11 protein-coding genes are annotated in these 15,714 nt (G+C 62.0%); 8 read left to right on the forward strand and 3 right to left on the reverse strand.

What is annotated here, in order from left to right:
* Positions 1-248: 248 nt before the first annotated feature.
* From U0L91_RS07395 to U0L91_RS07410, 4 genes are all read left to right on the forward strand, one after another.
* Complete coding sequence (locus U0L91_RS07395) at positions 249-1,748, forward strand: tagaturonate reductase (RefSeq protein WP_330045688.1); 1,500 nt, start codon at positions 249-251, stop codon at positions 1,746-1,748.
* Positions 1,749-1,821: 73 nt separating this feature from the next.
* Positions 1,822-3,306 (forward strand): UxaA family hydrolase, encoded by a 1,485-nt coding sequence (locus tag U0L91_RS07400; RefSeq protein WP_330045690.1) that lies wholly within the window; start codon positions 1,822-1,824, stop codon positions 3,304-3,306.
* A gap of 59 nt (positions 3,307-3,365) precedes the next feature.
* A complete protein-coding gene (locus U0L91_RS07405; protein WP_330045693.1) occupies positions 3,366-4,238 on the forward strand; it encodes an aldose epimerase family protein in 873 nt (290 codons plus the stop codon).
* A 629-nt stretch (positions 4,239-4,867) separates the two neighbouring features.
* Positions 4,868-6,565 (forward strand): carbon starvation CstA family protein, encoded by a 1,698-nt coding sequence (locus tag U0L91_RS07410; protein WP_330045695.1) that lies wholly within the window; start codon positions 4,868-4,870, stop codon positions 6,563-6,565.
* 812 nt (positions 6,566-7,377) lie between these two features.
* Here U0L91_RS07410 and U0L91_RS07415 read toward each other — a convergent pair.
* A complete protein-coding gene (locus U0L91_RS07415; protein ID WP_330045697.1) occupies positions 7,378-8,187 on the reverse strand; it encodes a gluconate 5-dehydrogenase in 810 nt (269 codons plus the stop codon).
* A 75-nt stretch (positions 8,188-8,262) separates the two neighbouring features.
* On the reverse strand, positions 8,263-9,108 hold the full coding sequence (gene kduI, locus U0L91_RS07420; RefSeq protein WP_330045699.1) for a 5-dehydro-4-deoxy-D-glucuronate isomerase: 846 nt from the start codon (positions 9,106-9,108) through the stop codon (positions 8,263-8,265).
* A 364-nt stretch (positions 9,109-9,472) separates the two neighbouring features.
* On the opposite strand from kduI, the gene ilvA reads away from it, so the two are divergent.
* Complete coding sequence (ilvA, locus tag U0L91_RS07425; protein WP_330045701.1) at positions 9,473-10,678, forward strand: threonine ammonia-lyase; 1,206 nt, start codon at positions 9,473-9,475, stop codon at positions 10,676-10,678.
* Between the two features lie 9 nt (positions 10,679-10,687).
* On the opposite strand, the gene U0L91_RS07430 is transcribed toward ilvA, so the two are convergent.
* Positions 10,688-11,869, reverse strand: coding sequence for an ATP-binding protein (locus U0L91_RS07430; protein ID WP_330045703.1), 1,182 nt, complete (start codon positions 11,867-11,869; stop codon positions 10,688-10,690).
* A gap of 498 nt (positions 11,870-12,367) precedes the next feature.
* Between U0L91_RS07430 and ilvB the strand changes: the two genes are divergently transcribed.
* The 3 genes from ilvB to ilvC form a co-directional block, all read left to right on the forward strand.
* The gene (gene ilvB / locus U0L91_RS07435) at positions 12,368-14,032 is read left to right on the forward strand and encodes a biosynthetic-type acetolactate synthase large subunit (protein ID WP_330045705.1); all 1,665 of its coding nucleotides are present in this window, start codon (positions 12,368-12,370) and stop codon (positions 14,030-14,032) included.
* 13 nt (positions 14,033-14,045) lie between these two features.
* Entirely contained in the window at positions 14,046-14,651 is a 606-nt protein-coding gene (ilvN, locus tag U0L91_RS07440) for an acetolactate synthase small subunit (RefSeq protein WP_330045707.1), read from the forward strand.
* A gap of 75 nt (positions 14,652-14,726) precedes the next feature.
* A partial coding sequence (ilvC, locus tag U0L91_RS07445; RefSeq protein WP_330045710.1) for a ketol-acid reductoisomerase occupies positions 14,727-15,714 on the forward strand: 988 nt, incomplete at its 3' end.

The following is a 15,714-nucleotide window of genomic DNA, read 5'->3' on the forward strand; positions in this document are numbered from 1 at the left end:
TACTATTATACATAGTTGCGCGCCGTTGAACAAGTTGCAAATCTTGCCCTCTTGGCGCAAAAACTACCAAAAATACCGACGAACGCTTGTGCAAAACGCGGAAAGCAAAAAAAACCAAAAAAGAAGCGCAAAATATGTGCGGTCGTTTTGCAAAGAATCTTGACGCCGCGTGCAAAAAAAAATACAATGAATCCAAACAGGCGCGCTGCCCGCGCGCAGAAAAACAGAGGCGAAGGAGAGAATTTCCAATGGAAACTTTGAATTATGAAGTCCTTGAAAAATCCGGCTACCAGGGGTATATCCTGAAGGATGCGCCGGAAAAAGTCCTGCAGTTCGGCGAGGGCAACTTCCTGCGCGCATTTGTGGATTACTGGTTTGACCTGGCCAACGAGAAGGCCGGCTGGAACGGGAAATGCGTTCTCGTGCAGCCCATCGCTCCCGGCCTGGCCAAGATGATCAACGCCCAGCAGGGCCTGTACACGCTGTACCTGCGCGGCAGCCAGGATGGCAAAAAAGTCGATGACAAGCGGGTTATTTCCAGCGTTTCCCGCTGCCTGAACCCCTACGAGCAGGACGACTACGCCAAGATGATGGAAGTGGCCGCCTCGGACGATCTCGAGATCATTGTCTCCAACACCACCGAAGCCGGCATCGTCTACGACCCGGCCTGCCAGCTCAGCGACTGCCCGCCCTCCAGCTTCCCGGCCAAGCTGACCCAGGTGCTGTACCACCGCTATCAGGCCGGCAAGAAGGGCATCCTGATGCTCGCCTGCGAGCTGATCGACAACAACGGCAAAGAGCTGCTCAAGTGCGTCAACCAGTACATCGACCAGTGGGGCCTCGACGACGGGTTCCGCAGCTATGTGAACAAAGATTGCACTTTCTGCGGCTCGCTGGTCGACCGCATTGTTCCGGGCCGCATCCGTGACCCCAAGGAGGTCGCCGAGCTCGAAGAAAAACATGGCTATGCCGATCCGCTGCTCGACGTGGGCGAAGTGTTCGGCGTCTGGGTCATCGAGGGCGATCCCGCGCTCAACGACGTGCTGCCCTTCCGCAAGGCCGGTCTCGAGAGCAAGGTCTTTGTCACGCCCGACATGACCCCCTACAAGAAACGCAAGGTTCGCATCCTCAACGGCGCCCATACCGGCTTTGTGCTGGGCGCCTATCTGGCCGGCTTCGACATCGTGCGCGACTGCATGCACGATGAGACCATCCTCGGCTACATGAACAAGATGCTGCTCGAGGAAGTTGTGCCCATCCTGCCGCTCGACCAGGAGGACTGCAAGCAGTTCGCCGCGGCCGTCCAGGACCGCTTCAACAACCCCTTTGTCAACCATGAGCTGATGAGCATCAGCCTGAACTCCACCTCCAAGTGGCGTGCCCGCAATATGCCGTCCTTCCTCGAGTATGTCGAGAAGAACGGCAAGCTGCCCACCTGCCTGACGATGAGCTTTGCGGCCTATATTGCCTTCTACTCCAACGACATCCAGCGACTGACCGAGCAGGGCCTGGTCTGCAAGCGCCCCGCCGGCAACGAGTACACCGTGTCGGATGACCGCTGGGTGCTGGAATTCTACTACGATCACCGCAACGACGATATCCCGACCCTGGTCCATGCCGTCATGACCAACGAGCAGATGTGGGGCCAGGACCTGACCGCCGTCGAGGGCTTCGAGGCCGCCACGGTCAAGAACCTGACGATGATCCGGGAACAGGGCGCCAAGGCTGCCTACGCATCCTGCCTGTAAACACCAACCCCAAGGGGGCCGGAGCATGGCTCCGGCCCCTTTTTCTGTGACACAAAGAATAGGAGGAACTCCCATGCCCCTTGCCATTCATATCCATCCCAGCGACAACGTGGTTGTGGCGCTGCATCCCATCGCCAAAGGCACCGCCGTGCCGGTCGAGGGCGGCACCGTGACGGCCCTCGAGGACATCCCCCAGGGCCACAAGATGGCCGTTGCCCCCATCGCGGCGGGCGAAAACGTCATCAAGTACGGCTTTGCGATCGGCCATGCCACCGCCGACGCGCAGCCCGGCACCTGGATGCACACCCACAACATCAAGACCAACCTGTCCGGCGAGATGGAGTACACCTACCATCCCAACGTGCACCCGCTGGCCCCCGTGCAGCCCGAGACCTTCCAGGGCTACCGCCGCCGCGACGGCCGGGCCGCCATCCGCAACGAAATCTGGATCATCCCCACGGTGGGCTGTGTCAACGACTGCGCCAAGGCCCTGGTGCGGGAAAACCAGGACCTCGTCACCGGCAGCATTGACGGCCTGTACACCTTCACCCATCCCTTCGGCTGCTCCCAGACCGGCCATGACCATGCCCAGACCCGCAAGCTGCTGGCCGCGCTCTGCCGCCATCCCAACGCCGGGGCGGTGCTTGTCCTCTCGCTGGGCTGCGAGAACCTGACCCATGAGCAGTTCCTGGCCGAACTGGGCGAGTACGACCATGACCGCATCCGGTTCCTGACCTGCCAGGATGTGGAGGACGAGCTGGTGGCGGGCCGCGAGATCCTCAAGGAGCTGGCGGCCTACGCCGGCCAGTTCCACCGCGAGCCCATCCCGGCCAGCGAGCTGGTTGTGGGCATGAAGTGCGGCGGCTCGGACGGCCTGTCCGGCATCACGGCCAACCCGACGATCGGCCGGTTCAGCGATATGCTGGTCGCCCGGGGCGGCTCCACCGTCCTGACCGAGGTGCCCGAGATGTTCGGCGCCGAGGGCTTCCTGATGGACCGCTGCTGCAGCCGGGAGGTCTTTGACAAGGCTGTCCGGATGATCAACGGCTTCAAGGAATATTTCATCAGCCACAACGAGGTGGTCTACGACAACCCCAGCCCGGGCAACAAGCAGGGCGGCATCACGACGCTGGAGGACAAGTCCTGCGGCTGTGTCCAGAAGGGCGGCAGTGCGCCCATCATGGACGTGATCGGCTACGGCGACTCCGTCACCACCAAGGGCCTGAACATGCTCTACGGTCCCGGCAACGACCTGGTTTCGGCCACGGCGCTCACGGCGGCCGGCGCCCACCTGATCCTCTTCAGCACCGGCCGCGGCACGCCGTTCGGCGCCCCGGCCCCGACCCTCAAGATTGCGACCAACAGCCAGCTGGCTGCCCGCAAAAAGACCTGGATCGACTTCAACGCCGGCGTTGTGGCGGACGGCGAAAAGACCCTTGACGAAGCCGGCGCCGACCTGCTGCACCTGGTGCTGGAGGTGGCCTCCGGCAAAAAGACCTGCGCCGAGCAGAAAGGTTTCCGCGAGATCTCCATCTTCAAAGATGGCGTTGTGCTGTAATTCGTGGTATAATGGGCACAAACGGGAGCGCCGGCTCCCCCAGGAAAGGAGAAATTTCCATGTCCAAACTCAGCACCGGGACCTATGAAAAGTATCAGGCCCGCTATGCCACTCTCACGCTGACCGACGGCGACTATGCCCTGACCGTCACGCCCGAAAAGGGCGGAATGGCCACCTCCTTCACCAAGGGCGGGGAGGAGTATCTCTGGCTGCGTGACGGCAACTTTGAATCCACCGACCGTCCCCGCTGCGGCATTCCCATCCTCTTCCCCAGCTGCAGCAAGCCGGACGGCGGCGTGCATCATTTCCGCGGCGCGGACTACCCGATGGAGGTCCACGGCTTTGCCGACCTGCTGCCCTGGCAGGTCAAGACGGCCAGCGACGACGAGATCGTGCTGACCCTGGCCCCCAACGGCCTGACCAAGTTTGTCTATCCCTTTGATTTCCTGCTCGAGATGCGCTATACGCTGCAGGGCAGCCGTGCCGGCCTCGAACTGACCGTCCGCAACACCGGCGCCGATCCGCTGCCGTTCAGCGTGGGCTTCCATCCCTATTTTGCGGCCTCCGCGCTGGAGAACGTCCATTTCACGATTGATGCCGCCACCTGCTCCGAGGACGCCAAGGGCGAGCAGCCCGCCGCGCCCGCGGTCATCACGCTGACCCGCAAGGAGGGGTCTGCCGACTCCATCCGTCTGCTCACCGGCGTCAAGAGCCCGATGGTGCTGCACGACGACGGCAACGGCCACACCGTGACCGTCGCCTTTGACGAGGCGGTGTTCGGCAAGGGCGTGCTGTGGCAGCAGGATGCCGAGCGCTTTGTCTGCATGGAACCCTGGAACGGCTGGGCCAACAGCGTCAACGAGCCGGGCCGCCATGAGGAACTGGCCCCCGGCGACAGCAAGACCTTTGCCTGGAGCGTCACGATCGACTGAGAATTGCACTCCGTTTGCCCCCGGTATCGAACAGATACCGGGGGTTTTGTCTGTTCTTTGCTCAAAATTTGTTCACAATTTCACCAACATTCGACCGGACCAGAACAACAAAATATATCTCATTTGACAAAAAAGCAAAAGTGCAAATAAAGTGTCTTGACAAACCGAATTCAAGGGACTAAAGTATTAACAATTCATCCGTCAAATGCCGTGAACAGGACATGACTTCCCCGTATCACCGCTTACAGAAAGCCGTCGGATGTGCGAGGCGGCAGCAGAGCGCGGGCAGGTTCTCACCTGGGAGCAGCAGCGGCGAAGACGATGGAACTCCCGGGGGTTCCGTCGCTGGGTAGTCGTTGCCGGAACCCTTCCGTTAGCAGGGAACGCGGGAGCGCATTGTGCGATGCGCGAACGCGGGCGAGAGGCCGGGCCAAACCCCCGGCAAGCAAAGTGGTAACGCGGAAGCATCCGTGGCGGGCAGTGCGCCCCGCACGGTTTTTGCCTTCGTCTTTGCGCGGCAGCACCAGTCGGGGTGCTGTCAGGCAAAGGCGAGGGCATTTTTTTTGCCCCCTGCCGCGGCGGTTTGGCGGATGAAGGTCATTTCACATTTGGGAAAGAGAAGGGATATCATGAACACACTCGTAATCGTACTGATCGCGGCCGTGGCACTCGTGTGCGCGTATATGCTGTATGGCCGCTGGCTGGCTCGGACCTGGGGCGTTGATCCCCAGGCCAAAACGCCGGCCGTCCGCCTGAACGACGGCAAGGACTACGTCCCCACCAACGGCTGGACGGTTTTCAGCCATCAGTTCTCCTCCATTGCCGGCGCGGGCCCCGTCACCGGTGCCATCCAGGCTGCGGCCTTCGGCTGGCTGCCCGTCCTGCTCTGGGTGCTGCTGGGCGGCATCTTCTTCGGCGCTGTCACCGACTTTGGCGCGCTGTACGCTTCCGTCAAGAACGATGGCAAGTCCATGGGCATGCTGATCGAAAAGTACATCGGCAAGCTGGGCCGCAAGCTGTTCCTGCTGTTCTGCTGGCTCTTCACGCTGCTGGTCATTGCCGCCTTCGCCGACATGGTCGCCGGCACCTTCAACGCTTTTGATGCCGAGGGCGCGCTGACCGAAGCGGCCCGCACCAATGGCGCTGCCGGCGTGGTCTCCATCATGTTCATGGTATTCGCCGTGGTCTTCGGCCTGCTCCAGAAGAAGTTCAACCTCTCCGGCTGGAAAGAAGCGGTTGTCGGCATTGTCTGCATCGTGGCTTCCTTCGCCATCGGCATGGCCTTCCCGCTGGAACTCAACCAGGATGCCTGGAGCTACATCACCTTCGTCTACATCTTCTTCGCAGCGGTTGTCCCGATGTGGCTGCTCAAACAGCCCCGTGACTACATGACCACCTTCATGTTCATCTGCATGATCGCCGGCGCCGTCATCGGTCTGCTGGTTGCGCATCCCACGATGAACCTGCCGGCCTTCACCGGCTTCCACAACGAGAGCCTCGGCGATCTGTTCCCGATCCTCTTCGTCACGGTGGCCTGCGGTGCGGTTTCCGGCTTCCACAGCCTGGTTTCCTCCGGCACTTCTTCCAAGACCGTCGAGAACGAGAAGGATATGCTCAAGGTTGGCTACGGCGCCATGGTCCTCGAAAGCCTGCTGGCGGTGCTGGCGCTCTGCGTTGCCGGTGCTTCCGCCGCTGCGGACGGCACCCCGGCCGCCGGTACCCCGTTCCAGATCTTCAGCCGCGGCGTTGCCGGCTTCTTCGAGATGTTCGGCGTGCCTGTCTATGTGGCAACCGTCTTTATGACGATGTGCGTTTCCGCTCTGGCTCTGACCAGTCTGGATGCCGTGGCCCGTATCGGCCGTATGAGCTTCCAGGAGCTGTTCAGCGTTGACGATATGGAACATGCCGAGCCCTGGCGCAAGCTGTTCTGCAACGTCTATTTCTCCACCATCATCACGCTGGTGTTCGGCTTCATCCTGACCAAGATCGGCTACTCCAACATCTGGCCCCTCTTCGGTTCCGCCAACCAGCTGCTCTCCGCGCTGGTCCTCGTCACCCTCTGCGTCTTCCTCAAGGTGACGGGCCGCAGCAACAAGATGCTGTTTGTCCCGCTGGTCATCATGCTGTGCGTGACCTTCACGGCCCTGGTTGAGCGCCTGATCGCGCTGGTCAAGGCGTTCAGCACCGGCAGCGGCACCTTCATGGTGGAGGGCCTGCAGCTGATCCTGGCCGTCCTGCTCATCGCCCTCGGCCTGACCATCGTTGTCAACTCGCTGAAGTCCTACGCCAAGAGCGAAAAGAACAGCGAGAAGGCAGCTGCAAAATAATCAGATCTTCATAGCCCGTTGATCCGGGCAGCACAAGGAGCGGCAGACCGTGCATCTGCCGCTCCTTTTTGTCGCAAAAGCAACCTTTATTATAAAGGGCCGCCAGCCGCTGCCCGGCGTCAGCAATCCGGCCAGACCGGTGACAGGGGACGGGCTCCTGCTTTCCGCGAGCAGCCGTCCGACCCTTCACCGCTCACCCCGCAAAGCCCGCCGCCCCCGGTTTTCTCTGTTCGCTTTGTCGCGCCTCTCCTGGCCCGTCACCTTGCCGGATGCCGTCCACCCTGCCCGGCCGCGGGCCCCCACTTTCCGCGAGCAGCCGCCCGACCCTTCACCGCTCACCTCGCAAAGCCCGCCGCCCCGGTTTCCTCTATTCGCCCTGTCGCGCCTCTCCCGGCCCGTCACCCCGCCGGATGCCGCCCACCCCGCCCGGCCGCGGGCCCCCCCACTTTCCGCGAGCAGCCGCCCGCCCCTCACTGCCTTACCTTACCCCCGCCCCCCTCTCACCCCTTTCACCTCCCGCCTCGAACCGCCGCAGGCCTTCCCGGGGGCGTCGGGCTTTGGTGGGCGATTCCTCTTTTGGCAGCAAAAGAGGAACCGAGAAAACTGCCGCTGTTGCGACGCAGCGGGCCCGCGCCCAGGGGGGATACCCCCCCTGGACCCCCGGGTCGGTAGAAGCAAAAAAGTCCACCTTTGCTCTTACAATCAGACGAGAGCAAAGACGGGCTTTTTTTGCTTCTTACAGGGTTAAAAAACAGCCGGATGCTGTCGCATCCGGCTGCGGATCAGAAGATCGTTGGGATTCGATGGCTGGATCAGCCCGGCTGCTTGCCGATGTAGGCCAGGATGCCGCCGTCAACGTACAGGATCAGGCCGTTGACGAAATCGGAAGCCTCGGAAGCCAGGAAGACGGCGGGGCCGCCCAGGTCGCTGGCCTCACCCCAGCGGCCGGCCGGGGTCTTGGCGATGATGAACTGATCGAAGGGATGACGGCTGCCGTCCGGCTGGATCTCACGCAGCGGAGCGGTCTGCGGAGTGGCGATGTAGCCAGGTCCGATGCCGTTGCACTGGATGTTGTAGGCGCCGTACTCGGAAGCGATGTTCTTGGTCAGCATCTTCAGGCCGCCCTTGGCAGCGGCGTAAGCGGAGACGGTCTCACGGCCGAGCTCGCTCATCATGGAGCAGATGTTGATGATCTTGCCGCCGCCCTGCGCGATCATATCGGGAATGACGGCCTTGGAGACGATGAACGGAGCGTTCAGGTCAACGTCGATGACCTGACGGAACTGAGCGGCGGTCATGTCGCACATCGGGATGCGCTTGATGATGCCGGCGTTGTTGACCAGCACGTTGATGTGGCCGACTTCTTCGGTGACCTGCTTGATGAAGGCGTTGACAGCCTCCTCGTTGGTGACGTCGCAGACGTAGCCGTGCGCGTCGATGCCGGCCTCTTTGTAGGCGGCCAGGCCCTTGTCAACGAGCTCCTGCTTGATGTCGTTGAAAACGATGGTGGCGCCGCAGTTCGCCATAGCGGTAGCAATGGCGAAGCCGATGCCGTAGGAAGCGCCGGTGACCAGAGCAATCTTGCCGGTCAGGTCAAAAGATTTCGGGGTGCAGACGGACATATCTCTTACCTCCTGTGTATGGATGTGAGTTATCTGCCGCCACAATGGCGGCGGGATACGGATGGAAAATGCGCCTCAGCGCAGGTCGGTGGTGGCGATGTTGTCCATGTCGTCAAACTCCATGTTCTCGCCGCCCATGGCCCAGATGAAGGTGTAGTTGGACGTGCCGACGCCGCTGTGGATGCTCCAGGACGGGCTGATCACCGCGTCATAGTTGTGCATCACGATGTGGCGGGTCTCGGTGGGTTCGCCGCACATATGGAACACCGCCTGGCCTTCGGGAATCTCGAAGTAGGTGTAGATCTCCATGCGGCGCTCGTGGGTGTGGCTGGGCATCGTGTTCCAGTTGCTGCCCGGCTCCAGAGCCGTCATGCCCATCGAGAGCTGGCAGGTCTTGAGGACGCTGGGATGGATGAACTGGTTGATGGTGCGCTTGTTGCAGGTCTCCAGGCTGCCCAGCGGGCGCTTGGCGGCGTCTGCCAGGGTGATCAGCCGGGTCTCATACCGGCAATGGGCCGGCGCGCTGACCATGTAGAACTTGGCCGGCTTGGCGGCATCGTCACTGGCAAAGGTCACTTCGCGGGTGCCCTGGGTGATGTACAGGCAATCCTTGTACCCCAGATGGTAGCTGACACCGTCCGCCGTGATCGTGCCGGCGCCTTCCCCGATGTTGAAAATGCCGATCTCGCGGCGCTCGAGGAAATAATGGGTGCCGAAATTGGCCCAGACGTCAATGCCCTTGTCAATGGGAACAACTTCCTTGACCGGCATGCAGCCCAGCGTGACCATGCGGTCCACATGGCTGTACACCGCGACGATCTCGTCGGCTTTGTACAGGCCGGTGATCAGGAACTCATCGCGGACTTCCTGGGTCGTGTAGCGCTTGAAATCGCGCTGATTGCAGGAATAACGAATGTCCATGGGCGGGAACCTCCTTGTTTCCGGGACGTACGGCCGGGCCGGATTTCGGTCCCCGCCATCCCTTGTATACATACATTATAGCCGATTCCTCCCCGCCAAAAAAGTGTATACAAGCACAAGATTGCCCCATCGTTTTTGGTGGTTTTGTTGTCAATTTGGTGAAAAGCGGCAGGAAATTTCAGGCAGAGCGCTGCTCAAAATCAGACAGTGAAAAGAATTCACTTTACAAATCAAAACAATTCAACTATAATCAACAGTATCGTCCCTCCGAGGAAGGAAGCGACGGCGGCGGCCCCGCGCAGGCGGGTGCCGCCGTTGTGTCCCTCTGGGAGGACCGGACTTGTCAGGAAGGAATTACACAACCATGCTCACACTGGACAAAATCTACCATGCGGCCTTTGTGCTGCGCGACGTGGCCCGCCGGACCGATCTGATTGCGGCCTCACGGCTGAACAGCAGCAGCGACCTCTACCTGAAGACCGAAAACCTGCAGCTCACCGGCAGTTTCAAGGTGCGCGGCGCCTACTACAAGATCAGCCAGCTCTCCGAGGAAGAGCGTGCCAGAGGCGTCATTGCCTGCAGCGCCGGCAACCATGCGCAGGGCGTGGCGCTGGCGGCGTCGCAGATGGGCATTCGCAGCATTGTCTGCATGCCGGACGGCGCGCCGATCATGAAGGTGGAGAGCACCCGCCGGCTTGGGGCCGAGGTGGAGCTGGTGCGGGGCGCATACGACGACGCCCATGACCGGGCCGTCGAGCTTCAGCAGGAGACCGGCATGACCTTCATTCACCCCTACGATGACGAGCTGGTCATGGCAGGGCAGGGGACCATCGGGCTGGAGATTCTCGACCAGTTGCCCGACGTCGATGCGGTCATTGTACCGGTGGGCGGCGGCGGTCTGATTGCCGGTGTGGCCTTTGCGATCAAGAGCCTGCGCCCCGAGGTGAAGATTTACGGCGTCCAGGCGGCCGGTGCCCCCAGCATGGTCAACGCCTACCGGGACGGCACTTACGAGACGCTGGACCAGGTGGACACCTTCGCGGACGGCATTGCCGTCAAGACGCCGGGGGAGCAGACCTACGAGATGGTCCGCAGGTATGTGGACGGAATGGTCACGGTGAGCGAGGACGAGATTGCCGCCGCCATCCTGGCGCTGATGGAGAACCAGAAGCTGGTGGCCGAGGGCGCGGGTGCGGTGTCGGTCGCCGCGGCGCTGTTCGGCAAACTGCCCATCGAGGGCAAAAAGACCGTCTGCCTGATTTCGGGCGGCAACATTGATGTGAACATCCTTTCCCGGGTAATCAACCGCGGCCTGCTGATGAGCGGCCGCAAGACCAACCTGATGATTGCGCTGGAGGACAAACCCGGCCAGCTGACCCGCGTCAGCGAGATCATCTCGGGGCTGGGCGCCAACGTGGTCAGCGTGCAGTATGACCTGGCCGACCCCAACATGACGGTGACCAGCTGCTTCCTCAAACTCGGGCTGGAGACGCGGGACGCCGCCCAGATCGAGGACATCAAAAAAGCCCTCACCGCCGACGGCTTCAAGCTCGTCAGCGAGAGGACCTGAAAACATTTCTCAGAGCGCCACGCCGCCGGCCAGCAGCTCGACGAACTGCTTGGCTACCCGGGGACTGCGGCCCCCGGCGCGCAGCGCGAAGGCTTCGCCCTTGAGATAGAGCTGATCGGCCGGCATCTGCACCCGGTACTGCCGTGCCAGATCCAGCAGGATCGCCTCATAGCGGGCCTTGTCGGGCCGCTGGAAGGTGACCGTCAGACCGAACCGGGCCGAAAGGCTCATCAGTTCCTGCCGGGTGTCCGCCTCGTGGATATCATCCCCGCTGCGGTCGGTCATGGTCTCCTTGATCAGATGGCGGCGGTTGGAGGTCGCGTAGACCGCAATGTTCTGGCTGCGGCCGCCCACACTGCCTTCCAGAATGGCCTTGAGGGCCGCAAAGTTGTCGTCGTTGGACGAAAAGCTCAGATCATCAATGAAGAGGATGAATTTGAGCGGATTGCGCGCCAGCGTGTCCATGAGGGCGGGAATCTGGTAGAGCTGGTTTTTCTTGACCTCCACCAGACGCAGCCCCTGGGACGCAAAGGCGTTGGCGATGGCCTTGACCGAGCTGGACTTGCCGGTGCCCGCGTCGCCGTAGAGCAGTACGTTGTTGGCGGGCAGACCGGCCAGCAGCGCCTTGGTGTTGGCGATGATCTTTTCGCGCTCCTGCTCGTAGCCCGGTAGCTCTTCCAGCCGCTGGGGGTCGGGGTAGCGCACCGGGACCAGCTCGCCGTCCTGCACCGTAAAGACATGATACCGCGCAAACATGCCGTATCCCTTTTCGCCCACTTCGGCCAGACGGGCCGCATAGGCCGCCGCGAAATCCGCCGGATGGGTCGCCCAGCGCGGCAGGAAATCGTAGGCCGGATTGCCGCCCGTCACATCGTCCAGCGTCAGGCCGCCCAGCTGTTCCAGAAAGGCCAGCTCCCGGTCCATGCAGGCGGACGCGATCGGTCCGGCGCCGCCGTCCGCGGCCCGGCGGATGCAGAGATTCTCATCCTCCAGGATGACATCCAGCAGCGCCGCCGTCCAGTCCCCGCCCTGCTCCAGCAGCAGGTTCTCAAACTCCGCGGCCGCTTCAATGCCCTGCGCGCCGTTCACCGTCTCGAGCAGACGGCGGAACCGTGCGACGATCTCGGCTTTCAGAATTCCGCGGAACACCACCAGCCCGCGCAGGCGGGCCGACATATCCTCAAGTTTCATACTCCCTGTCCCCTTCCCAATGAGATATAACCCCAGTATAATCGCTCCCGAGCCGCTGTGCAAGCAAATTTGGCAAAAGCGCAAAAAACCTGTTGACAACGGCGAAAAAATGCGGTATGATTTACCACAAATCACAAAACCAACTGTGGAGAAGGAAAGTTAGTAACGGAGCAGGACCCTGCAGAGAGCTGCCGGATGGTGCAAGGCAGCGGGATACCGCACCGCGAACTGGTTCCCGAGCAGGATCGCCGAATGACAGTAGGCGGTTCCGGGTGCGCCCGTTACCGCGCGGGGCTTTGTTGGAAGCCCGCAGAGTGGGCATTGCAGAATGCCAATGAGAGTGGTACCGCAGAGAGCCGATCCGGCCTTTGTCTCTTGTGAAGCACAGGAGACGAGGGCCTTTTTATTTTGCGTTTTTCCGGCCGACGGCAGTGCCGGTTGCGGCCGCCAGTGAAAGATTGAAAGAGTGAAAGAGAGAGAAAGGAAGGAGTCAGCACCATGGTTTTGAACGGTTCCCAGATCTTTGTGGAGGTCCTTGCCGAACAGGGCGTGGATACGATTTTCGGTTATCCCGGCGGTTCGGTCCTGAATCTGTACGACGAGCTGTATAAAAACTCCGACCGCATCCGCCATATCCTCACGGCCCACGAACAGGGCGCCGCCCATGCGGCGGACGGCTACGCCCGGGCCACCGGACGCACCGGCGTGGTGCTGGCCACCAGCGGCCCCGGTGCCACCAACCTGGTCACCGGCATTGCGACGGCCTACATGGACAGCGTGCCCATGGTGGCCTTCACCGGCAACGTCCCCACCAGCATGCTGGGCCGGGACGGCTTCCAGGAAGCCTATATCGAGGGCATCACCCTCCCCATCACCAAGCACAACTTCACGGTCCGCCGGGTCGAGGACCTGGCCGACACGATGCGCGCCGCCTTCCGCATTGCGCAGAGCGGCCGCAAAGGCCCCGTCCTCGTGGACATTCCCAAGGATGTGACCGCCGGACAGTGTGAGTTCACCCCCCATTCGCCCGAGCTGATCCGCACCGTGACCCAGTACGACGAGGAGGAAGTCAAAGAGGCCGCCCGGATGATCAACGAGGCCGAGCGCCCCATCGTCTACTTCGGCGGCGGCGTGCGCAGTGCGGCGGGCTGCCAGCCGCTGCGCGACCTGCTGGAAAAGACCGGAATGCCCGCCACCTACACCCTGATGGCGGCCGGCATCCTCTCCTACGGCGAACCGCACAACCTCGGCATGCTGGGTATGCACGGCTGCTACGCGGCCAACAAGGCCATCGCCGAGGCGGACCTGGTCATCGCGGCCGGCACCCGCTTCTCCGACCGGGTGGCCCTCAACCCCGACAAATTCGCCTCCAAGGCCAAGATCATCCAGATCGACATCGACCCCAGCGAGCTGGGCAAGAATGTCGCCGTGGATCTGGCGCTGACCGGCGATGCCTCCTATATCCTGCAGGCCATCCTGCCCTATGTCGAAAAGACCGAGCACAAGGTCTGGATGGAACAGATCCGGGAATGGCAGCGCAACGACTACCATCCCAAGGACAGCGACACCGAGCTCAAGCCCCACCAGCTGATCGCCGAGATCTGCCGCCAGGCCGGCCCCGATGCCGTGTATGTCACCGACGTGGGCCAGCACCAGATGTGGGCGGCCCAGTACCTCCACCACACCAAGAGCCGCGGGTTCATCACGAGCGGCGGCCTCGGCACGATGGGATTCGGCTACGGCGCCGCGATCGGCGCCCAGCTGGCCCTGGGCCTGGACCAGCGGGTCATCATGCTGACCGGCGACGGGTCCTTCCACATGAACCTCAACGAGGGCTGCACGGCCGTCAGCTACGGCCTGCCGATCATCACGGTCATCTTCAACAACCAGGTGCTCGGCATGGTGCGTCAGTGGCAGACCAGCTTCTACGGCGGCCGCTACTCCAACACCGATCCCCACCGCCGCACCGACTTCGTCAAGGTGGCCGAGGGCTTCGGCGCCAAGGGCTACCGGGCCGAGACGCCGGAAGAATTCCGCGCCGTCTTTGCGGACGCCCTCAAACAGAAGGGCCCCAGCTGGATCGACTGCCGCATCGGCAAGGATGAACGGGTCCTGCCGATGATCCCCGGCGGCTGCGACGTCGAAGACATCATCATGGAATAAGGAGGGAAATGGCATGCAGCCCAATCACAACCGCAAAGTGGCGCCCACGGCGGCGCCTCGGCGGGTCATCAGCCTGCTGGTGGACAACCAGAACGGCGTTCTGGCACGGGTATCCAGCCTGTTCTGCCGCCGCGGATTCAATATCGAAAGCCTGACGGTCTCGGCCACCAACGACCCGACGATCAGCCGCATCACCGTCACGCTGCACGGCGACGACGCCGCGATCAACCAGCTGATTCTGCAGACCGAGCGCCTCGAAGTGACGCGCCAGATCTTTGAACTCACCCCCGAAAAGAGCCTGCAGCGGGAACTGCTGCTCCTCAAGGTGGCCTGCGACACCCCCACCCGCGCCGAAATGCGGGAGATCGCCGCCATCTACAAGGCGAAGATCATTGATCTGTCCCCCGATTCGATGGTGTTCGAGCTGACCGGCAAGCCCGAGAAGATCGACGCCTTCCTGAAAATGTTTGACGGCTATGAGATTCTGGAGCTCTGCCGCACCGGCGTGACGGCGCTGGAGCGGGGCGGCAAACATCCGCATATGCAGAAGCCTCCCCAGGAGATCCGGGCCGTGCAGCTGCCCAACGCCCCGCACTGTGCCCCCGCAAACCCCACCTGACGATTTTAGCCCCTGCGGCTGAAATATAGAGAAGCATTTGGAACATTACAACAGATAAAAAAAGGAGAAATCATCATGGCGATCCACAAGTACTACGATTCCGACTGCAACCTCGGCGTGCTGGACGGCAAGACCGTTGCCGTCATCGGCTTCGGCAGCCAGGGCCACGCCCATTCCGAGAACCTGGCCGAGAGCGGCGTCAACGTCGTTGTCGGTCTGCGCAAAGGTTCCGGCCACTGGGAAAAGGCCGCCAAGTTTGCGGAAACCCATCCGAACTTCAAGGTCATGGAGGTCGAGGAGGCCGCCAAGGCCGGCGACATCGTCATGATGCTGGTTCCCGATGAACTGTGCGCCGACATCTACTACGCCCAGGTCGCGCCCCATATGACGGAGGGCAAGGCCCTGGCGTTTGCCCACGGCTTCAACATCCACTTCAAGACCATCGTGCCGCCCGCCAACGTCGATGTCATCATGATCGCGCCCAAGGGCCCCGGCCACACGGTCCGCAGCCAGTATGTCGAGGGCCACGGCGTGCCCAGCCTGATCTGCGTTGAGCAGGACTACACCGGCAAGGCGAAGGACATCGCGCTGGCCTATGCGTCCGGCATCGGCGCCGGCCGTGCGGGCATCCTCGAGACCACCTTCAAGGAAGAGACCGAGACCGACCTCTTCGGCGAGCAGGCCGTTCTGTGCGGCGGCGTCTGCGAGCTGATCCACGCCGGCTTCGATACGCTGGTGGAGGCCGGCTACGCCCCCGAGATGGCCTACTTTGAGACCTGCCACGAGATGAAGCTCATCGTTGACCTGATCAACGAGGGCGGCTTCAACAAGATGCGCTACTCCATCTCCAACACCGCCGAGTACGGCGACTACCGCACCGGCAAGCGCCTGATCACCGAGGAGACCCGCAAGGAGATGAAGAAGGTCCTGACCGAGATCCAGGACGGCACCTTCGCTTCCGAGTTCCTGACCGAGATGAGCCCCAACGGCGGCCGCAAGGTGCACTTCCTGGCAAAGCGCCGCATGGAAGCAGAGCTGCCCATCGAGAAGGTCGGCGCAGAGC

The organism is Gemmiger sp., from assembly GCF_036306485.1.
Taxonomy (GTDB): domain Bacteria; phylum Bacillota; class Clostridia; order Oscillospirales; family Ruminococcaceae; genus Gemmiger.